Source organism: Bradyrhizobium macuxiense, from assembly GCF_007993935.1.
GTDB classification, from domain to species: domain Bacteria; phylum Pseudomonadota; class Alphaproteobacteria; order Rhizobiales; family Xanthobacteraceae; genus Bradyrhizobium; species Bradyrhizobium macuxiense_A.
In genome coordinates, this window is sequence record NZ_VITY01000004.1 from 350202 (window position 1) to 371628 (window position 21427).

Here is a 21427-nt window from a genome sequence, read left to right on the forward strand (position 1 = left end):
TCTGTTCGCTCAAGCCCGGCTCTGATCAAATCAGCGCCGGGCTTTTGCTTGATCACGTGCTCTTGTCGATCGTTTGCCGACATTCAGAGAGCTGCGACAATTCAGCGCGTCCGACCGCGGTCGGATCGAGAATCTCTCTAATCTCGAAAGGGCTGTCAGAAATCCGCATCAGCGCGCAGTCTTCAATGAAACAACAATCAGAACGCTGAATCTTCCGCATCGACGTCGTCTCGCGCAGCAGGTTTCATCCCCATCGCTTAGATGCGTTCTAGTTGGCGTCACCGCGCGTGATGCTTATGCCCCGATCGTCGCGCTCGAACTCTGACGATGTTCGAGACGAAACCAAGAAAAAGACTCCGGGGACTTCATGCTCGTCACTTCAACCGTTCCATGCGCATTCCGGCTCGCGTGCGCGTCGCTGCTTCTGACTGCGGTGCCTTCGTTTGCGCAGTCGCCGGAGCAACCACCTGCAAGCGGTGCGGCGCCGCTCCCGCCGGTCGTCGTGGCCGCGCCACAGCATCGAGCCGCACCGGTTCGCCGGCCGTCATCGTCGCGCGCGGCGCGCTCGTCGGCAGCGCATCAGGCGAGCAGGCGTGAGCACGCGCCGACACCAGCGGCCACACCGACCGCCGGCGCACTGCAGGCGGCGTTGCCGGTGCCCTATATCGGCGGCCAGGTCGCGCGCGGCGGGCAACTCGGCCTGCTCGGCAACAAGGACTATATGGACACGCCGTACAGCCAGACGAGCTACACCGAGAAGACGATCCGCGACCAGCAGGCAACCAGCGTCGCGGAAGTGCTGACGAATTCCGATCCGTCGGTGCGTGCTGCGATCGGCAGCAGCAACCGCTACGACGCGCTGACCATCCGCGGCTTCCGGATCGAGAACAGCGAGATCGCGTTGAACGGGCTCTACGGTCTCGTTCCGGCCTATCGCGTCAACCCGGCTCCGATCGAGCGCATCGAGCTGCTCAAGGGACCGGCTGCGTTTCTCAACGGAATGGCCCCGCAAGGCAGCATCGGCGGCACGGTCAACGTCGTGTCGAAGCGGGCCGCGGAAGACCTCACACGCCTGACCGCGGGCTACATCTCGGAAGGACGTTTCGGCACGGAGCTCGATCTCGCGCGCCGCTATGGCGAACAGAAAGAGTGGGGCGTTCGCTTCAACGGCGGGATCGATGGCGGCAACACCACGATCGACCGGCAGTCCGTGCGCAATGGCGTCGGCTCGCTCGGCGTGGATTATCATGGCGAGCGCTTCCGCTGGTCCGCCGACATCATCTCCCAGGATGACTGGATGAAGGCGGCCCAGCGCGGCTACACGCCGGTGCCCGGCATTGCGCTTCCGAACGCGCCGGATCCACGCATCAATCTGGCGCAGCCGTTCGACTATGCGCGGTCGCGCAGTCTGACCGGCCTGACCCGCGCGGAATACGATCTGAGCAACAACGTCACAATGTTCGGCGCGATCGGCGGCAATGAATTCCGCTACGACAAGCGGGAAGATCCGGGCGCGACGATCCTCAACACGGCGGGCGATGCGTTGGGCACGTCTCGCTTCCAGACCGGCAAATCGGAGGCCTTCTCGGGCGAGGCGGGCGTGCGTGCGCGCTTCGACACCGGCCCGATCGGCCATGAGGTCGTGGTCAGCGGCAGCGCGCAGAACCGAACGGACTGGCTCGGCCAGACCAATTACGGGACCTATCTCACCAACATCTACAGCCCGACCTTGCTGGCGACGCCCGGTACGCCGATCTCGACCTTCCCGGAAGGCAAGTCCAGCTTCCTCGGGCTGCGCAGTGTCGGCGTCGCCGACACGCTCACGACGATGGGCGGGATGCTGCAGCTGATCGTCGGCGCGCGCCAGCAGCAGGTGATAGCGAACAGCTACGCTCCGGTCAGCGGCCTCGAGACGACGCACTACGACCAGAGCGCGACATCACCGTCGATCGCCCTCGTGGTCAGGCCGATCAAGCAGCTGTCGTTCTATGCGAACTACATCGAAGGCCTGTCGCCCGGGCCGACGCCGCCCTCCGGCGCGGTGAATACCAATGCGGTGTTCGCGCCGTTCAAGACGCGGCAGGTCGAGGTCGGCACCAAGCTCGATCTCGGCGGCTTCGGTGCGAGCCTTGCCGCATTCCAGATCAGCCAGCCGAGCGGCGTGATCGACCCCATCACCAAGATCTACAGCCTCGACGGCCAACAGAGAAATCGCGGCATCGAGCTCAATACCTTTGGCGAGGTGGCGCCCGGCATCCGCGTCCTTGGCGGCGTGACCTGGCTCGATGCCCGGCTCACCCAGACGCAGGGCCATCTCTACGACGGCAATCACGCGATCGGCGCGCCCGGCCTGCAGGGCAATCTCGGCATGGAATGGGATACGCCCTTCGTGCCCGGCCTCACCGCGACGGCGCGTGCCATCTATACGAGCCGGGCCTATGTCAGCGCGGATAACACCCAAAGCGTTCCTGACTGGGCGACCTTCGACATCGGCGCGCGCTATGCGACGACGCTTGCGGGGCGTCCGACCACGTTCAGGGCGCAGCTGACCAATCTGTTCGACAAGCACTACTGGATCGGCAATCCAACCGGCTATGTGATCAGCGGCATGCCGCGGACGTTGTGGCTGTCGATGACCGTCGACTTCTAGGGGAAATGCCTATGGCCATCGCACGTGACGGTGCGGTGGCCGGTTACACGCCCTTGTCGTTCGGATTGGCGACGGCGTCCTTCAGCGGCGCCGTCATCGGGAAATTCAGGTTCACATTCTTCGGCGGAATCGGCCGCGTGAACCATTTGGCGTAGAGCTCCCCGAATTCGCCGCTCTTCATCATGGCGACCAGCGTCTTGTCGACCAACGCCTTGAACTCCGGATCGCCCTTGCGGATGATCAGCCCGTAAGGCTCGGTGCGCAGGCTGTCGTCGATGATGCGCCAGTCGGACGGATTGGGGCTGCCCGCGATCAGGCTGGCGAGCAAAATGTCGTCCATCACGAAGGCGTCGCTGCGCCCGGTGGTCAGCGCCAGGAACGATGCGGCATGATCCGGCGTCAGGATGTTCTTGGTCTGAAAATTCTTGGCCTGGGCGCGTGCGCTTAACAGTCCGATCGAGGTCGAGCCCGAGGTCAGCGAGACCGGTCTTCCGCCGAGATCCTCGAAGGTCTTGATCGGTGCGTCCTTCTGCACGACCGCGCGAATGCTCGACACGAAGATCGTGGTGCTGAAGGCGACGACTTTCTGCCGCTCCAGCGTGTTGGTCGCGGGACCGCAAACGATGTCGATGGTGCCGTTCTCGATCAGCGGTATCTGGGTAGAGAGTTGGATCGGCTGCAGCTTGGTCTGCAGCGAGGGCTGCTTGAGCTCGGCCTTCACCGCATCGACGATCCGCGCGCAGAGGTCCATCGCAAAGCCGACCGGCTTCTGGCCGTCGTCGAGATAGGAGAACGGGACCGAGACGTCGCGGTGCCCGAGCCGGATCTCGCCGGCGTCGCGGATCTTGGCCAGCGTACCATTTGGCGATTGAGCAAGCGCCTGGGCGGATGTCGCCGTTGCAAGAAAGACTAGGGAAATCAGTCGCTTGGTTGCTCGGTTCATCTGGTGCTCGCGGCCGTCAGCAGCTTTGGATACGATAGAATATGATTTTATACACAGGATTGCATAATCGGTAAATATATTTTATACAATCGTGCCGCAGTCGGATATCCTGGGCACCCAGCGAAAGAGATCCCGGATGGAACCTGCAACCGCCACAAGCCATCGAGGCGCCGGACCTCACGGTTCCGCGCCGGACGCCGTGCGAGAGGCGCTGCGGGCCGCGATCAGCTCGGGCGAGCTCGCGCCCGGTGTCCAACTGCGTCAGGACGAGCTCGCCGCGCGGTTCGGCACCAGCCGCATCCCGGTGCGCGAGGCGCTGCGTCAGCTCGAGGCCGAGGGTTTTGTCACCTTCATGCCCAACCGCGGCGCCGTGGTCTCCGATTTGTCGATCGACGAGGTGATCGAGCTGCTCGAGATCCGCATCGCGCTCGAATGCCATGCGTTGCGATTGGCGATCCCCGCGATGGGCGAGATCGATCTCGAGCAGGCGACCAAGATCCTGCGCGCCTACGACGCCGAGCCTGATCCTGAGCAATGGGGCGCCTTCAACTGGAAATTCCACGCCACGCTCTACGCGCCATGCAATCGCCCGCGCCTGCTCTCGATGATCGAGGCGAATTACGGCCACGTCGGCCGTTTCACCCGGGCGCTGGTATCGCAGGCGACCGGCAAGGAGCGTCCGCAGCGCGAGCACTACCGGTTGCTCGAATTCTGCCGCGATGGCGAGGTCAAGAAAGCCGTCCGCCTGCTGCGCGACCACATCGAGGAGACGCAGAAGACGCTGCGTTCGGCGCAGCGGCAAGCGTTGCGCGATGCGGGTGACGTGCGCCCGGTCTGATCGCCTCCAGGACAGTTTGAATTATCGCAGGTCCGTTGCTGGCCTATCGGAGACTATTCGTGAAGACCAATGACGTCGAAATCCTGGTGGTCGGTGCGGGCATCGTCGGCATCGCCACGGCCTATTACCTCGCCGTCCAGCACAAGCGCTCGCGTTTGCTGATCGTCGATGAAGGCCAGCCGATGGCGCTGACCTCGGCGCAGTCGGGCGAGAACTACCGCAACTGGTGGCCGCATCCGACGATGGCCGATTTCACCAACCATTCCACCGACCTGATGGAGGAGATCGCGCGCCGCAGCGGCAACCGCATCCACATGACGCGGCGCGGCTATCTCTTGGTCACGCGCGAGGAGCGGCCCGAGGAACTGCTGCAGCAGCTCTACGCCGGCTATGGCGCGCAAGCCGCCAAGCTGATCCGTCAGCATGAAGGCGCGGGCCGCGGGTATCTGCCGCCCCATTCGGCGGACTGGCAGAGCGCGCCCGATGGGGTCGACGTTCTGCTCGGTCGTGATCTTATTCAGACGCACTACCCGTCATTCGACAAGGAGGTCGCAACCGCGCTGCACATCCGCCGCGCCGGCGACGTCAGCGGCCAGCAGCTTGGTCAGTACATGCTGGAGACCATGCGGCCGCTGGGCGCGCAATTCCAGCAGGCGAGGGTGGTCGGCATCGCGAAGACCGATCGCTTCACCGTCGATGTGCTGGCCGATGGCGCGCGGCAGACCATCAAGGCCGATATCATCGTCAATGCTGCGGGCCCGTTCGCCGCGCAAGTCGCGGCGATGCATGGCGAGCAGCTGCCGATCGTCAATGTGCTGCAGCAGAAGATCGCGTTCGCCGATCGCAACCGCGCGGTCGATCGCAAGATGCCGTTTGCGATCGATCTCGACGGCCAGACCCTGGCCTGGTCCGACGACGAGCGCGAGGCGCTCGCGGCGGCGCCGGAATTCGCGCGCCTGCTGGCGCCGATGCCGGGCAGCATCCACTGCCGGCCCGACGGCGGCGATCATGGCGAGTGGATCAAGCTCGGCTGGGCCTTCAACGAAGAGCACATCACGGCGCCGGTCCGCGAGCCGGAGCTGAACCCTTACTTCCCCGAAGTCGTGCTGCGTGCGGCGAGCCGGCTGCAGCCAAAGCTCGCGCAGTATCTCGGGGCGCTGCCGCGCGACCGCGTGCATTATGGCGGCTACTATCCGATGACGAAGGAAAACTGGCCGCTGATCGGGGCTGCGAAGACGCCGGGCGTGTTCCTCGCCACCGCGCTGTCCGGCTACGGCACGATGGGCGCCTGCGCCACCGGCGATCTCTGCGCCCGCGCCGTGGTCGGCGCGCCGGTGCCGGCTTTCGCGCGCAGCCTCTCGCTCGCGCGCTATGACGACAAGGCGCTGATGGACGAACTGGAAGCAAGCGCAAGCCGCGGCCTGCTGTAGTTCAACTTCGCCTTCCGTAGCCCGGATGAAGCGAAGCGAAATCCGGGACACATGTTGCCGCGCGGCGATAACCCCGGATTTCGCTGCGCTGCATCCGGGCTACGCATCGTCTAGCGCCGCAGCACTGCAATCGTGCGGTTGGCGAAGGTCAGCCGCTCCGCCATCACCGAAACGAAGTACGTCAGCAGCTTGTGGCTGAGCTCGGGGTCCTCGTCGCGGATCGCCGCGAATTGGTGGGTGTTCAGCACATAAAGCACGCTCGCCATCTCGGCCTGGATGGTCGCGCTGCGCGGGGTGTTTGCGACGAGACCCATCTCGCCGATCGTGGTGTAGCGGCCGAGGCTGCGCACCCGCGTGGTGCGGCCGTCATCGGCGGGCACCATGATGCCGACGCGGCCGTCGAGGATGAAGTGCATGGAATCGGCGGCGTCGCCGGCGTGCACGATGACCTCGCCGGCGTCGACTTCGAGCCGCTGGCAGCGCCGGATCAGCGTGTCGGCGTCGCCCTCGCTGTCGAGCAGCCCGGTGAACCAGCCGCGCAGATCGGCCTCCTCCAGCGCCAGTTCCTGGTGCTGCGCGATGATCTGGTTCTCGCACCATTCCAGCGCATGATCGAGCTCGTTGATTACGGAGACACCCTCGGTGATGAAGTCGCTGGCGCGCAGCACCTGCTCGGCCTTGGCCGAGAGATGCACCAGCACGAGCTCGACGCCGACCTCGTGCGCGCTGCGCTTGATCTGCGCAAAGCTGTAGGCCGCCGATGAATCGACGCCGGTCACGAGCTTGAAGTCGAACAGCAGATAGCGGCACTCCGCCTGCTCGCGCAGCAGCGCCTTGACGTGCTGGTACAGCCGGTTGGCGGAGCCGAAGAACAGGTAGCTTTGCAGCGTCAGCCCCTGGATCTTGCCACCATGCGCCAGCAGCACGTCGCGGTCGTCGCGCGATCGGTCCAGCGAGCTACGGTACTCCGAACCGTCGAAACCATACTTGATCGCCTCGACCCGCGCGGCGCTGAGCGCAAAGGTGGCGCAGCCGATGATGACGCCGATCAGGATGCCGGGCACGAAGCCCCAGGTCACGATGATCGCGATGATCGCGAGCAGCGACACATATTCGGTCTGCGACAGCCGCTTGCGCGATTCGATCATCCATTTGTGCAGCTGGTCGGCGCCGAGATAGAGCAGCAATCCGCCGAGCACGAATTTCGGCATGTAGCCGAGCAGCTGCGGCGCCACGGCCAACATCAGCAGCGAGATCGCAGCGACCGTCAGCCCGGACAGCGGGCCGCGCCCGCCGCTGGAAAAATTGAGGATCGAGCGGCTGACCGAGATGCAGCCGGCATAGCCGGCCAGCGCGCCGGTCAGGATATTGGCGAAGCCGGTGATGTTGAGCTCGCGCTCGAGATTGGCCTCGCGGTGCACCGCGACCTCGATGCCGGTGGTGTTGAACAGCGTGCTCGCCGCCGTGACGAAGACGACGGCGATCATGTTGCCGAGCAGGTCCGGCACCGCCGACCAAGGATACTGCGCGAGCTCGGCGGCGTGCCACGGCAGCATAAAGGTCGACGCCGGCGGCGGCTCGAAGGTCCAGCCGGTCAGGTGCGCTTCCTCGGGCGTGAGGCCGATGATCCAGAACACAAGATGCGCCACGATCACGCCGCCGACCAGGATGACCGGCAGGCCGAACGGGCTGCGCGAGCGATGCCAGGTCAGGTACAGCACCAGCGCCATCGCGCAGGCGGCGCTGAGCTCGGAAATCGTGATCATGTTGGTGAAGTGGAAGAGGGTACCGAGCTGCACGGGGTAACCGGTGATCACCCTGATCGCACCGAGCACGATCAATAGGCCAGTCGCTCCAAGGAACCCGCCGACCACGGGGTAAGGCACGTAGCGGATGGCGCGGCCGAGCCGCGTCAGCCCGAGACAGCACAGCACGATGCCGGTGACGATGGTCGAGAGCCCCAATGTGATCAGCACCGGTGTGAGCAGCGGCGCCGTCGGGTCGGCCGCACCGATGCGCTCGACCAGCGAGGCCATCAGGATTCCCGTCACCGCCGCGGTGGAGCTGTCGGGGCCGGCGACCGCGAACGGCAGCGAGCTGCCGAGCGCGATCAAGGTCGCCAGCACCGCCGAGGAGATGAATGTCGCCGCGACGCCGTATGACAGATAGGGCGACAAGGGTCCGGCGAAGATCAGCAGCGCGTAGGACAGGCCGAAGGTGATGCCGAGCACGCTGGCCGCACCGCCGCCGAGAATGTCGTGCATGGCCCGCCGCGCCCGCGAGCCGAAATAAAGCGATCGACTAATCACGTTAAAAAATGTCCTGAACTTTCGCCGCCAGTCGTAGACGAGCACGGCGCAGGACCACAACAGGATTTTTGTGACAACCGGTTCTCAACGCGTGCATTTTTAGTCCCCCGTGCGGGGACGGCTGGGGTGCCGGCTGCCGGAGCTGATCTGCCGATGCGTTCCGATCGTCTAACCGAGGCTGTCCATGAACGCGCGCAACCGCGGCGCCCATTTATGCGCGTCGCGGCCCGACGCCGAGTGGCCGTATTCGCTGTCGAGCAGGAAATAATCGGCGTCGACGCCGGCGGCCTTCAGCGCCGGCATCACCTGCGGCGCGAGCTCCGGCGGGAACAGTTTGTCGGTCCGCGACAGCACATAGAGCAGCTTCGCCTTGATCTGTCCGAACTGCGCCGTCACGTCGAAGCCGCGCAGCGCCTTGGCGAGCGTCAGCAGCGAATTGGCATCGAACCCCCTGGCCCACTCCATGGCCTCGGCGCGGATCGCGGCCTCGATGTCAGCCGGATCGGCCAGCGTGTCGCGCAGCCGCGTTTCGATGCCGTAGCTCTTCAGCGTCGCGGTGCGGATCTGGATCATGCTCTCCAGCACGCCACCGTGATCGTAATAATCGCCGCCGTTCCAGTTCCGATCCTGCGACAGCGTTGCCATCAAGCGCGCGACGTTGCCCTCGGCGCGCTCGCGCGGCACCAGCGGCGCGGTGACGACCGCGGCGATACCGTGCATGGCATCGGGATAGTTCACCGCCCATTGCAGCGCCTGGAAGCCGCCATAGGACGGGCCGACGATCGCAACCAGCTTCTCGATGCCGAGACCATCGAGCAGTGTTCGCTGGGTCGCGACGATGTCGCCGACGGTGATATCAGGGAAACGCGGCCCGTAGTGCCGGCCCGTCCGCGGGTCGATGCTCGCCGGGTTGGTCGAGCCGTAGGACGAGCCCAGCATGTTCGGGCAGATCGCGAAATAGCGGTTGGTGTCGACGGCTTTGCCGGGGCCGACGATCTCGCACCAGCTGCCTTCGCCTGTCGATCCGCCGGGATCGATCATCTGCGGCCCGCTGGTGTTGCCGTGGGTGATCAGCACGACATTGTCACGATTGGGCGCCAGCGTACCGACGGTGCGGTACGCGAGCGTGACTTCCGGCAGCACGCTGCCGTTCTGCAAGCGGACATCTGACGTGGTGAAGGTCTTCAGCTCGGTTGCGATCGATTGCTCGGTCATCTCTTTGCTTCCGGAATGGTTGCGACAGCTCAGCATGGCCTCGGCGGAAACGCAAAGGCTGGCGCTGCGGGATTACCCGTTCCCGACCTCATTGCCGAACGCACCGTGACGGCCGACGCCCGAGGCAAAGCGCGTCGCACCCGACAGGGTTTCGCCCGAGGCGATCACGTCGAGCCCGCCGCGCATCTCATTCCTGATCGCCTCTTCCTCCTCGAGATCCCATTGCCGCAGCGCCGACAGCCGGTCGGCCCGCATGCAGGTCTGCGGGAATTTCGCGATGTCCTTGGCGAGCGCGATGGCGTGCGCGCGCGTCTCGCCCTTCGGTACCAGGCGGTTTGCGAGCCCCATGCGATGCGCCTCGGGGCCTGTGACCGGGCGTCCGGTCAGGATCAGATCGATCGCCTGCGAATGGCCGATCAATCGCGGCAGGCGGATGGTGCCGAGATCGATCAGCGGCACGCCGAAGCGACGGCAGAACACGCCGAAGGTGGCGTCCTCCGCGACGACGCGCATGTCGGCCCACAGCGCGAGCTCCATGCCGCCGGCGACCGCATAGCCTTCGATCGCGGCGATGACAGGCTTCGAGAGCCGCAGCCGGCTCGGCCCCATCGGCGCGATCGTGTTGTGGCCGCCGACCTCGCGCTTCTTGTTGGGATCGCCCGCCGCCACCGCTTTCAAATCGGCGCCCGCGCAGAAATAACCGCCGGTGCCGGTGAACACCGCGACCGATGCGCTGGCATCGGCGTCGAACGCCAGGAACGCGTCGTAAAGCTTGCGTGCGGTCGCGCCGTCGACGGCGTTGCGGTTGTGCGGGCGGTTGATGGAGATGATGGTGACTGGGCCATCGCGCTCGATGAGCACGGTATCGGCATCGGACATGGGTCGCTCCCTGAGTTTGTTCGTTGGAACCAGCCTAGAGCATGATCCGGAAAAGTGCGAAGCGGTTTTCCGAAAAGATCATACTCAAACAAAGAGCTGGAGCGCGATGACGATTCATCGCGCTTTAGCGGTCCTCGTCAGGCAATGCCATCGCGAACGAAGGCGACGCGGATGGTCGGATCCCCGATCGCCTCATGCGCATCCTCGAAACGGACCCGGCGCGTGATCACATGCTCCGGGTGGTAATGCCCTGCCGCAACGTGAGCTACGCAATCGGGCAACTCGGCCCGGACATTGACACGCGAGACCTTCAACGTGATGCCGACGCCGTACATGTGCCGGAGCGGCACCGGCGTGGTCTCGGCGAAGTCGCCATACATGCGCTGGCAGATGCCGTTCGGTTCCGTCGCGCGGAATGCCAGCAGGATGCTGGCGTCGGTCGCGGCCGCGTCGATCACGATCGGGAACAGGCCGGGCGGCTCGATCAGGAGGCCGGCCGGCGCTTCGACGATGTCTGCGCCGAGCGACTTCGCCTTGGCGAGGCGTGGCGCGTGATCGTCGAGATAGACGACGCGGCCGGCGCCGCGGGCCACCGCCGCCTGCACTGCGAACATCGCGAGCGACTGCGCGAAACCGCCGATCACCAGCACGTCGGCGCCGGGCCGCTGCGCCAGCCAGCGCGCCATCGCGCTGAAGCCGTCGGTCGCGCCATCCGCAAGCCCCGCCGTTTGCGACAGGGGATGACCTTCGGGTTGATGGACCAGCATGTGATCGGCGAACGGCACGCGGATCAGGTCGGAGAGGCCGCCGCCATATTCCACGCCGCAGACCGGCTTCAGCCCATAGGAGGAGCGGAACGGCACAGCGGTGCAGGCATTGGTGTGGCCGCGCCGGCAGCGGTCGCAGACGCCGCAGCTGATCTGGAACGGAACGATGACGAGATCGCCGGGCGCGAAATTCCTCACCGCGCTGCCGATGTCGACGATGCGGCCCGCGGTCTCATGTCCGAGCGCAAACGGTCCTGCGAGGCCCGATTTGCCGTGGACGATCGCAAGATCGAGATCGCAGCGCGTCACCGCGAGCGGCTGCACCAGCGCGTCGCGGTCATCCTGTAGCCTCGGCGGGGGAACGTCCCACCATTCGACCTTGTTGCCGCCGATATAAGTCAACTGTCGCATCGCGTGCTCTCCGCTTTGGGCGGAGAGTGCAGCGCGGCCGATGCGCCGACAAAAGGTTTGTCTTCAACAGGGGTGAATGGAATTCACCCCTGTCTCAGCCTGCTCCGCCGTCATTGCGAGGAGCGTTAGCGACGAAGCAATCCACATCTCCGCAAAGCAAGGAGAGGGATTGTTTCGCTTCGCTCGCTATGACCGGTGGATCAAGTCCGCTGATTGGAACGCGCCTCTCACCCCGTCATCCGTCATCCTGAGGTGCGAGCGCAGCGAGCCTCGAAGGATGAATCGGCCACCGGCCGGGCCGTCGACCCTTCGAGACGGCCGCGTTGCGGCCTCCTCAGGGTGACGGTGATGGGTTGGGAGGACCTCGGCTAAATCTTCAGCTCGCTGCCCGTCACCCGCCGATACGCTTCCAGATACCGCTTGCTCGTCGCATCCACCACGCTCGCCGGCAGCGGCGGGGCGGGGGCGTCGCCGTTCCAGCGGCCGGCGTGGCGTTCGACGTCGAGATAGTCGCGCAGCGGCTGCTTGTCGAAGCTCGGCTGCGGCTGGCCGGGCTTGTAGGCATCGACCGCCCAGAAGCGTGACGAATCCGGCGTCATCACCTCGTCGATCAGGATGATGCGGCCGTCCTTGTCGGTGCCGAACTCGAACTTCGTGTCCGCGATGATGATGCCGCGGGCGCGGCTGGTCTGTTCGCCATAGCCGTAGACGTCGCGCGCCATCTTCTCCAGCGTCGCGGCGACCTCGGCGCCCAGGATCTCGCGCACGCGCGCGACCGTGATGTTCTCGTCATGGCCGGCCTCGGCCTTGGTCGCCGGGCTGAAGATCGCGGGCTCCAGCTTCTGGCTCTCGACCAGGCCGGCCGGCAGCTTCTCGCCGGCAAGTGTGCCCTCGGCCGCGTATTCCTTCCAGGCGGAGCCTGAGATGTAGCCGCGGATCACGCATTCGATCGGGAACACGGTGGTGCGCTTGCACAGCATCGCGCGCCCGAGGATGTCGGCGCGATGGTTCTTCAGTTCGGGCACCGCGCGGATGATCTCGTCGGCATCGGCGCTGATCATGTGATGCGGCACGGTGCCTTCGAGCTGCCGGAACCACCAGGCGCTGATCTGGGTCAGCACCGCGCCCTTCATCGGAATGGTTTCCGCCATCACCACGTCGAACGCCGAGATGCGGTCGGTGGTCAGCAGCAGCACGCGATCGTCGCCGACGGCGTAGATATCGCGCACCTTGCCGCGGCCGATCCGGGGCAGGGGCAAATCGCTGGATAGCATCGCGGTCATGGCGTGGGTCTTTCCGGGCTGGCTTCTCAAAGACGAACGCCCGCACACGGGGCGTGCGGGCGCGACAGATTATCACAGGAATTAGCTCACTCCGGCAGCGGAATGAACTCGTGTTCGTGCGGAACTTGCGCGAAACGTCCGGTTTTCCAGTCCTGTTTGGCCTGCTCGATCCGCTCCTTGGAGGAGGAGACGAAATTCCACCAGATGTGGCGCGGCCCTTCCAGGGCATCGCCGCCGAGGAACATCATCCGGGTCGGCCGTAGCGTCTTCACGGTGATGCGGTCGCCAGGCCGGAAGATCAGCAGCCGCGGCCCCTCATGGCGGTCACCCGCGATCTCGACCTCGCCGTCGACGAGGTAGATCGCGCGTTCCTCGTGATCGGGGTCGAGCGGCACCGAGGTGCCGGCGTTAGCGGTGACCTCGGTGTAGAACCAGGGCGAGACCATGCTGACCGGCGAGCTGATGCCGAACGCCGAGCCGGCGATGATGCGCGCGGTGAAGTCGCGCTCAGAGATCATCGGCAAATCGCCAGCGCCATAGTGCTGGAACGACGGCGCGATCTCCTCCTTGCCTTCAGGCAGGGCGATCCAGCTTTGCAGGCCCAGCATCTTCTGGCCGTCGCGGCGCTGCACGTCGGGAGTGCGCTCAGAATGCGCGATGCCGCGGCCGGCGGTCATCAGGTTCATCGCGCCGGGCTGGATCTCCTGGATGTTGCCCTCGCTGTCGCGATGCATGATGCTGCCGTCGAACAGATAGGTGACGGTAGCGAGCCCGATATGCGGATGCGGCCGCACGTCCATGCCCTTGCCGGCGAGATATTGCACTGGGCCGAAATGGTCGAAGAAGATGAAGGGCCCGACCATCTGCCGCTTGCCATGCGGCAGCGCGCGGCGCACGGCAAAGCCGTCACCGAGATCGCGGGTGCGCGGCACGATGATCAGATCCAGCGCGTCGCAGGTCTTGGGATCGCCGAGTTCGGGATCGGTCGAGGGCTGCCAGCTCATGTCGGACTCCTTACAGTTCTTGCCGCATCATACTCTTTTGCGGCGATCATACTCTCTATCCGTCGTCCCGGCCAAGCGAAGCGCGAGCCGGGACCCATAACCACGGGCGCGGTGATGGAGCAGGCTGTGGCCACGGCTTCGTCTAACAACAAAGCCCTGTGGTTATGGGTCCCTGCTTTCGCAGGGACGACAGCGGAGTGTGCGGTTCTGGCGTGCGCTCGATGACAGCGGCATATTTTCGGAAACTGGAGGTCGTCATGGTTTCTCTGATCAAGCCCGGCGCAAGACTGTTGCGGATCGACGGTCCCGTGATCGAGACCGCGCGCCTTATCCTGCGGCCATGGCGCGCGTCCGATATCGCTGAGAATACGCGGATGCTGTCCGACCCCGAGACGGCGCGCTTCATCACGCCGGATCATCAGCCGGTCACATCGGAGCTGAAGGGGTGGCGCAATGCCGCCGTCATCTCCGGCCACTGGGCGCTGCATGGTTTCGGGATGTTCGCGGTCGAGGAGAAATCCTCCGGCCGCTACATCGGCCGCGTCGGCCCATATTATCCGCCGGAATGGCCGGGCTTCGAGGTCGGCTGGGGCATCGCCAGGGAGCATCGCGGCCAGGGCTATGCGGTCGAGGCGGCGCGCGCCGCGATCGACTTTGTGTTCGCCAACTTCACCGTCGACCGCATCATCCATTGCATCGATCCGGTCAATGTCGCCTCGCAGGCGGTGGCGCGGCGGCTCGGCGCCGTGAACGAGGGGCCGGGCAAGCTCGAGGGCGAGATCGTCGATATCTGGGTGACGACGCGCCAGCGCTGGCGCCGCGATCCGGCTTGAAAAACCCCGCCTGAGCGACGATTGTTCGGCTGATCCGGAGATTCTTTCGACCGATGACATTGGCCGCAACCGAACTCTGCCTGCGCGCCGCCGCCGTGACGCTGCTGCTGGTGCTTGCGGCCTCGATGTTCGCGGATTTCCGCAACGTGCTGGCGGGGCGGCTCGTGATCGCCTTCGCGCTCGGCACGGTCGCGCATGCGGTGACCGCGTCGATTGGCGCCGGGCCGCCGATCTCGGTCTCGCACGCACCGCTGATCGCGCTTTCGACCGGCGACATCGTGGTGTTCTGGCTGTTGACCCGCGCGCTGTTCGATGACGCCTTCGTCCTGCGTTGGTGGCACGGTCTGATCTGGGCCGCGGTGGTGACGTTCAGTTTCGTCAATTGCATGTGGATCGCGCCGAGCGGGCACGCGCAGGCGGCGATTACCACGGTCAATCTGCTGACACTCGTCTTCATCGTGCTTGCCGTGGCGCAGACCATCGGATCGTGGTCGGCGGATCTGGTCGAGCGCCGCCGCCGTGTCCGTGTCTTCATCGTCGTAGCCTCTGCGCTGTATGGCGGCATGAACGCCCTGCTGCAGATCGCATACGCCGGCAGCCGCGTGACCGTGGAGTGGGCCAATCTGCTCAACGCGGGCGTGCTCGCCGCCATCGTCGCTGGTATCACCTGGGCGATGATGCGCGTCGATGGCGCCGATCTGTTCGCTGCGCCGGTCGAGCCCGTCATTGCCAATGCGCAGCCGGCCGCGATGGAGGAGGCCGCCGACCAGAAGCTGGTCAATGCCCTGATGCGCCTGATGGCGGACGAGCGGATCTACCGCCAGGACAACGTCACCATCGGTACCCTGGCGACCCGGCTGAGGATTCCCGAATACCGGCTGCGGCGCCTGATCAACCAGCGGCTCGGCTATCGCAACTTCAATGTCTTCCTCAACAACCACCGGATCGAGGAGGCCAAGGCCGCACTCGCCGACCCCGCCCAGGCCGAAGTCCCCGTCATCACCATCGCCATGGACGCCGGCTTTCAATCCCTCGGCCCCTTCAACCGCGCCTTCAAGGCGACGACCGGCGTGACCCCGACGGAGTACCGGAGACTGAAGGCGAGCGCGGCGTAAGGGGTCGCTGATGTAAGGGACGCACCGGCGGCAGGGTTCCCTCCCCCCTTGCGGGGGAGGGTTAGGGAGAGGGGTACCCCACAGGTGGTTTCTCAATTTGAGTTCCGATGTTGTGCTGCGAGTTGTGACAGCAGTGCTCCCATCGACCGTCTCGCCCCTCTCCCTAACCCTCCCCCGCAAGGGGGGAGGGAACCCAACCTTCCTGCCCGCCTCACGAAGGGGCGTAGCGATTCCAGAATGCCGCTGTAATCACGGGACAATTCCATAATCGACCAGCCGTCCCCAGTCCTCGGCTAGCCCGATTTCCAAATCCGGCGAGCCCTTCCGCGTCCGTTCCTGCTTCCTCCCGCCACGCACTCTCGCATGCCGGAGGAACCCCGTGACCCGTCGAAAGCTCATTCTCATTCTCGCTGCCACCACCGCCCTCGGCGCGCTGGGCTGGTCCGCCGCTCGCGCCCGCGACGTGCCGAAGGTCGCGACCGGCTTTGTCGCCAACATCATCTGCTCCGAAACCTTCGTCAGCAGGCTCGACCCGAAGCGGAACTTCACCGAGACCACGGATGCGATGCCCGGCACCGGCCTGATCACCTGGGCGATGGACACCGAGGTTGACCTCGACCGCAGGGACGTCACCGTGACGCTGTTCGGGCTCGGCCGCAGCCATGCGGTCTATCGTGAAGGTGTCGGCTGCACCCTCGAACATGGCGAGACGCTGGCCGACATCGCGCTGCCGCCTGCACGGCCGCAGGCCGCCCTGTTGCCCGAGATCGCCGGCCCCGCGCTTGTCGCGCCGCAGAGCCCGCAGCTCGCGGCCGCGCTCGATCGTGCCTTTGCCGAACCGGCCGAGCCCCCGTTCCGCCGCACCCGCGCGGTTGTGGTGATGAAGGATGGCCGCATCGTCGCGGAGCGCTACGCCGACGGCATCGGCATCGACACGCCGCTGCTCGGCTTCTCCGCGACCAAATCGGTGACCTCGGCGCTGATTGGAGTCCTGGTGCGTGACGGCAAGCTTGCGGTCGATCGACCGGTGCCGATCGCTGCCTGGCAGGACCCGAAGGATCCCAGGCACGCGATCACGGTCGATCAGCTGTTGCGTCACACTGCGGGCCTTGCGCTCGGCAGCTCGCTGCAGGCCTCGCTTGCCTCCGCGCTCGAACCGGTCAATCGGATGAAGTATATGGAATCGGATATGGCCAGCTATGCCGAGAGCATTCCGCTCGAAACGGCACCGGGTCAGGTCTGGAACTATCACGACGGTAATTTCGTCATCTTGTCGCATCTGATCCGCGACGCGGCCGGCGGCCATGCCGCCGACGTGCTGCGTTTCGCGCGAGCTGAGTTGTTCGATCCGCTCGGCATGCGCAACGTCGTCATGCAGTTCGATGCGGTGGGCACGCCGGAAGGATCAGGCGCGATGATGGCGAGCGCACGCGATTGGGCGCGGTTTGGCCAGCTCTATCTCGATGACGGCGTGGCTGGTGGCCGGCGCATCCTGCCCGCGGGCTGGGTGAAATACTCGGCGTCTCCGACGCCGAACGCCTGGGTCGGCATCGGCGCGGGCTTCTGGACCAATCTCGGTGACAGTTTCGGCGCCAAGTATCGCGTCGAGCACGGCTGGCCGCGCGATGCCTTCTTCGCCAAGGGTACGATCGGGCAGTATGTGATTATCGTGCCGTCACAGCGCCTGGTCATCGTGCGGCTCGGCCGTTCGCCGAACGCGCCGCCCAAGGCGGACGGTGTGTTTGATCTCGTTAGCGATGTCGTCGCGGCGACCGCAGCAGGCGCGCGGCTCGCGGGCGGCAATTGACCGGCACGTCACACACCACCCGCGCGATCGTGAATTGAATCTCGGCGTGAGGAATTTTCTGATCCCGTGGCGCATCTCGCAGGAGGTGCGCCACTGTTCTTTTAGAATCGCCTCAGCCGGAGACCATCATGCCGAAAGCCTACTGGATCGTGCACGTCACGGTGCACGACGAAGCGCGTTATCCCGAATACCTCGCCGCCGCGATGCCGGTATTCGAGAGATACGGCGCCAATTTCATCGTGCGCAATGGCCCCTACGAGGTGATGGAAGGCGCAACGCGCCAGCGCAACTTCGTCATCGAGTTCAAGGATCGCGCCACCGCGATGGAATGCTACACCTGTGCGGACTATCAGGCTGCCAAGGCGATCCGGCAGAAATATTCGGACGGCGATTTCGTGATCATTGATGGGCCGGAATGACAGGGGGAATGCGGAAGCTTGATTCACAGACAGCGCAACCCGCTCAGTGTCGTCCCTGCGAAAGCAGGGACCCATAACCACGAATGGTCATTGCTTCGCGATGTCGCAACGACGAGTCCCGTTCACTACACCCGGCGCGGCGTATGGGTCCCTGCTTTCGCAGGGACGACAGCGGAATATGCCGCTTCGACCGCGCCCCGATAACGCAGCCGCCCCTACTGCCTTCCCAGCTGCGTCGCCTGCTCCACGCGGTCGAACCGCTCCAGCGTCAGGATCGCATCGGCGAGTTGGTCGGCGCGCTTGTCGAGCACCGGGCGGGCCAAGGTCAAGAACTTCTGCTGCATCGCCTTTGCGTCGGGGAACGAGGTCGGCTCGCCGGAGGGATCGGCGTAGAGGCGCTCATGGGTGCCGTCGTCGGTCGTGATCGAGACGCGGGCGCCGAACGGGTGGGTGCGGCCGACTTCGAGGCGGTCGTCCTGCACCACATCGAACTTGTCGGCGAGCGCATCGATCGCCTTGTCGCCCAGCCGGTCGTAATCGTCCCAGCCGAAATGGCCCTGGTCGAGTGCGATCGCGCCGGTGAAGAACATAGAGAACTGGCCGCCGACCACCGAGGTCGGGTGGCGCTTGGTGGCGGCATCGCCGGTCAGCGTGATGCCGTTGCGGTGCAGGCCGATCTCGACCTTCCTGATCTGGTCCGGCGTCAGATTGTGCTCGCGCCGCATCGCGATCAGTGCGTCGATCGCGGCATGGGTGTAGCGGCAGCTCGGATAGGGCTTTACGCCAATCTTCAGCGTCTCGTAGGTGCTGCCGAGGCCGGCCACCGCCTTGTCCGGATGCGCGTCATCGGTATAGCCGACCAAAAGGCCATGCTTGCCCTCGACCGAGTCGCTCGAACCGATGAAGTCGTTGCGCGCCAGGGTCGCGGCGATCACGCCGTTCATCGCGGCGGCGCCGACCTGGTAGCGCTTGTTCCAGGCGCCGTTGACCAGGAATTGCAGCGAGCCCGCGGCCTGGCTGCCCGAGACGCCGAAGGCGGAGACGATCTGCTCCTTCGACAGGCCGAACAGCTTGGCCGCCGCGGCGGCGGCGCCATAGGTGCCGGCGGTCGCGGTGGGGTGGAAGCCGCGGGCGTAATGCGAGGTCGGGTCGAGCGCATTGCCGAGCCGGCAGCACACTTCATAGCCGGCGACGATCGCGGTCAGCACGTCGCGGCCGGAGGCGCCGACCATCTCACCGACCGCGAACGCCGCGGGCACCACCGGGGCGCTCGGGTGCAGCGAGGAATCGGCGTGGGTGTCGTCGAAGTCGAGCGAATGGCCGAGTGCGCCGTTGAGCAGCGCCGCCACCGCCGGCGTCCAGGTCTTGCTGTCGCCGAACACCGTGGCCTCGCCCTTGCCGTCCAGCGCCAGCGCCTCCAGCATCTTCATCAGCGAGGGCGTCGATTCCGCATCGCGGCGGGCGCGGATGGTGCTGCCCAGGAAATCCAGCGTCAAAACCTTGGCACGCTCCAGCACCTGCGGCGGGATGTCGGAAAATTTCAGGTCGGCGACGTAGGCGGCGAGCGTTGCGGTTTCGTGGGCCATCGTGTTTCCTCAATTTTGCGGCGCAGGGTAGGCGGGCGGGTTTGGCCTTTCAAGCCACCTTGCCGCCGCGGGCAGCAGCCATGCTCGACGTCCTTTAACATAGGCCTTTCCATTGATTGCGGATCAGGGTGCATGAGGACCTTCGCAAAACGCATGTTCGACAAGCTTTGGAGCCGCAAGACGCAGCTGGCGCTGGCGGTCCGGATCGCATCCGCGGGCGTCGCGGCCTATACCATCGCGCTGGCGCTCAACCTCATGCTGCCGCTCTGGGCGGTGCTGACCTCGCTGATCGTCACGCAGATGAGCGTCGGCCGCTCGTTGAAAGCGACCCGCGACTACATGCTCGGCACCATCGGCGGCGCCATCTATGGCGGCGCGATCGCGGTGCTGATCCCGCATTCCGGCGAGGGCAGCCTGCTGGCGCTGCTGGTGCTGGCGATCGTGCCGCTGGCCTTCATCGCCGCGCTCAATCCCAGCCTGAACTCGGCGACAGTGACGGCGGTGATCGTGCTGCTGCTGCCGACGATGCATCATTCCAACCCGCTGGATTCCGCGATCGACCGCGTCCTCGAGGTCACGGTCGGCGCGCTCACCGGCCTCGTGATCTCGTTCCTGGTGCTGCCGTCGCGCGCGGTCAGCCAGATCAGGGTCAATGCATCGAAGCTGCTGGAACTGCTTTCGGCGGCATTCGCCGAATTGCTCGCCGGCTTGACGCGCGGCCTCGACAACGACGCGCTGCACCGGATCCAGGACGGCATCGGCACCGCGGTGACCAATCTGCACGCGACCGGCCTCGAGGCCGAGCGCGAGCGCTCGATGCATCTGTCATCGGGGCCGGACACCGGCCCTCTGCTGCGGACCATCCAGCGGCTGCGGCATGACGTCGTGATGATCGGACGAGCCTGCGTCGTGCCGCTGCCGGCCGATATCCAGGCCCGGCTGGCGCGGCCACTGGCCGAGGTCAGCAAGGCGATCGTCACCTACATGGTGTCGGTCGCGACCGCTTTGCGCGCCGGCAGCGGCCCGGCCGACATGGCGCCGGTCGATGCGGCGCTGCATGCTTACAGCGAGGAGGTCGCCGCGGTTCGAAGGGATGGCCTGATCCGCGGCCTGCCGGTCGACGCCGCCGAACGTTTCTACGCGCTTGGCTTCTCGCTCGACCAGATGCGGCAGAACCTCAACGACCTCAAGCGCTGCCATGGCAATTGGTGCACCGACGAGGATGCTGCGGAGAAGGTCGTCGCCGATGCACCGGAGAAGACCGCGGCCTGATCTTTGGCTAGGCCCTGCGGCGCGTCAGGCCCTTGCTTTCCATGCGCCAGATCAGGAGGTCGATACGATCCTGACCGAAGAACGGTTCGCCGGCGAATACGAAGGTCGGCACACCCCAATGGCCGGACGCGGCGTGCGCCTCCTCATTGCCCTTGATGACCTGCTCATAGCGGTCGGGATCGGTGGCGATGGCCTCATCCATCGCGGCGAGATCGAAGCCGGCGGCATCGGCCGCTCGTGCAAGATGATCTCCCTCGTTCCAGCCCTGCACCGAGCCGTCCCACAGCACGCGGCTGATCGCGGAGGTGAAGGCAAGCGACCGCCCCTCGAGCTGGGCTGCGGCGCCAAGCCGGGTCAGGCGGTGGATGTAGGGTTGGTGTTCGGCGACGTCGAGCGTCGTCATGTCCTGCACGATCGGGTCCGGCCGCGGAAAGCGGAACGGGATGTTCTCGTGCTTGGCGACGCGGCTGGAGTCGAGCACGACATAGCGGGCGAACTGCGGGTTGGTCTTCTTGAAGAAGCCGGGCACGCGCACCGCGAGCGGATAGACCGGCCGCAGATTCACCGCGACATCGTAGTCGTCGACCATCTTCAACGTCTTCGGCAGCGCGAGATAGCTGTAGGGACTGCGGAACGAGATGAACAGGTCGACCGGCAGGGTCATGC

17 protein-coding genes are annotated in these 21427 nt (G+C 65.5%); 8 read left to right on the forward strand and 9 right to left on the reverse strand.

What is annotated here, in order from left to right; all coding sequences use genetic code 11:
• The first annotated feature begins 502 nt into the window (after positions 1–502).
• Positions 503–2650: a TonB-dependent receptor gene (locus tag FBZ93_RS12910; protein WP_208764003.1), complete on the forward strand. Its 2148-nt coding sequence runs from the start codon at positions 503–505 to the stop codon at positions 2648–2650.
• Between the two features lie 43 nt (positions 2651–2693).
• On the opposite strand, the gene FBZ93_RS12915 is transcribed toward FBZ93_RS12910, so the two are convergent.
• Positions 2694–3593: a transporter substrate-binding domain-containing protein gene (locus FBZ93_RS12915; RefSeq protein ID WP_146986334.1), complete on the reverse strand. Its 900-nt coding sequence runs from the start codon at positions 3591–3593 to the stop codon at positions 2694–2696.
• A 136-nt stretch (positions 3594–3729) separates the two neighbouring features.
• Between FBZ93_RS12915 and FBZ93_RS12920 the strand changes: the two genes are divergently transcribed.
• Together FBZ93_RS12920 and FBZ93_RS12925 are read left to right on the forward strand one after the other, a co-directional pair.
• Positions 3730–4431 carry a GntR family transcriptional regulator gene (locus FBZ93_RS12920; protein ID WP_146986335.1) on the forward strand — a complete coding sequence of 234 codons (702 nt, stop codon included), beginning with the start codon at positions 3730–3732 and terminating at the stop codon, positions 4429–4431.
• A 59-nt stretch (positions 4432–4490) separates the two neighbouring features.
• Entirely contained in the window at positions 4491–5861 is a 1371-nt protein-coding gene (locus FBZ93_RS12925) for an NAD(P)/FAD-dependent oxidoreductase (RefSeq protein ID WP_146986336.1), read from the forward strand.
• Between the two features lie 110 nt (positions 5862–5971).
• Here the strand turns inward: FBZ93_RS12925 and FBZ93_RS12930 are convergent, their stop codons facing one another.
• The 6 genes from FBZ93_RS12930 to FBZ93_RS12960 form a co-directional block, all read right to left on the reverse strand.
• Complete coding sequence (locus FBZ93_RS12930) at positions 5972–8125, reverse strand: SLC26A/SulP transporter family protein (protein WP_146986337.1); 2154 nt, start codon at positions 8123–8125, stop codon at positions 5972–5974.
• A 213-nt stretch (positions 8126–8338) separates the two neighbouring features.
• Positions 8339–9385, reverse strand: coding sequence for an alpha/beta fold hydrolase (locus tag FBZ93_RS12935; protein WP_167529018.1), 1047 nt, complete (start codon positions 9383–9385; stop codon positions 8339–8341).
• 72 nt (positions 9386–9457) lie between these two features.
• Positions 9458–10264, reverse strand: coding sequence for a crotonase/enoyl-CoA hydratase family protein (locus FBZ93_RS12940; protein ID WP_146986339.1), 807 nt, complete (start codon positions 10262–10264; stop codon positions 9458–9460).
• A gap of 137 nt (positions 10265–10401) precedes the next feature.
• Positions 10402–11442, reverse strand: a complete 1041-nt coding sequence (locus FBZ93_RS12945) for a zinc-dependent alcohol dehydrogenase (protein ID WP_146986340.1) — start codon at positions 11440–11442, stop codon at positions 10402–10404.
• 368 nt (positions 11443–11810) lie between these two features.
• On the reverse strand, positions 11811–12725 hold the full coding sequence (locus FBZ93_RS12955) for a phosphoribosylaminoimidazolesuccinocarboxamide synthase (RefSeq protein WP_146986341.1): 915 nt from the start codon (positions 12723–12725) through the stop codon (positions 11811–11813).
• An 86-nt stretch (positions 12726–12811) separates the two neighbouring features.
• Positions 12812–13729, reverse strand: coding sequence for a pirin family protein (locus FBZ93_RS12960; RefSeq protein WP_050425019.1), 918 nt, complete (start codon positions 13727–13729; stop codon positions 12812–12814).
• A gap of 257 nt (positions 13730–13986) precedes the next feature.
• Here FBZ93_RS12960 and FBZ93_RS12965 point away from each other — a divergent pair, with 257 nt between their 5' ends.
• From FBZ93_RS12965 to FBZ93_RS12985, 4 genes are all read left to right on the forward strand, one after another.
• Positions 13987–14562, forward strand: coding sequence for a GNAT family N-acetyltransferase (locus FBZ93_RS12965; protein WP_146986342.1), 576 nt, complete (start codon positions 13987–13989; stop codon positions 14560–14562).
• 53 nt (positions 14563–14615) lie between these two features.
• Complete coding sequence (locus FBZ93_RS12970; RefSeq protein WP_167529019.1) at positions 14616–15677, forward strand: helix-turn-helix domain-containing protein; 1062 nt, start codon at positions 14616–14618, stop codon at positions 15675–15677.
• 379 nt (positions 15678–16056) lie between these two features.
• Positions 16057–17484: a serine hydrolase domain-containing protein gene (locus FBZ93_RS12980; protein WP_146986343.1), complete on the forward strand. Its 1428-nt coding sequence runs from the start codon at positions 16057–16059 to the stop codon at positions 17482–17484.
• 128 nt (positions 17485–17612) lie between these two features.
• On the forward strand, positions 17613–17903 hold the full coding sequence (locus FBZ93_RS12985; RefSeq protein WP_146986344.1) for a DUF1330 domain-containing protein: 291 nt from the start codon (positions 17613–17615) through the stop codon (positions 17901–17903).
• Positions 17904–18118: 215 nt separating this feature from the next.
• Here the strand turns inward: FBZ93_RS12985 and FBZ93_RS12990 are convergent, their stop codons facing one another.
• Entirely contained in the window at positions 18119–19489 is a 1371-nt protein-coding gene (locus tag FBZ93_RS12990; RefSeq protein WP_146986345.1) for an MmgE/PrpD family protein, read from the reverse strand.
• 132 nt (positions 19490–19621) lie between these two features.
• On the opposite strand from FBZ93_RS12990, the gene FBZ93_RS12995 reads away from it, so the two are divergent.
• Positions 19622–20761, forward strand: a complete 1140-nt coding sequence (locus tag FBZ93_RS12995) for an FUSC family protein (RefSeq protein ID WP_146986346.1) — start codon at positions 19622–19624, stop codon at positions 20759–20761.
• Between the two features lie 7 nt (positions 20762–20768).
• Here FBZ93_RS12995 and FBZ93_RS13000 read toward each other — a convergent pair whose 3' ends face one another.
• Positions 20769–21425, reverse strand: a complete 657-nt coding sequence (locus tag FBZ93_RS13000) for a 2-hydroxychromene-2-carboxylate isomerase (protein ID WP_146986347.1) — start codon at positions 21423–21425, stop codon at positions 20769–20771.
• Positions 21426–21427: the final 2 nt, after the last annotated feature.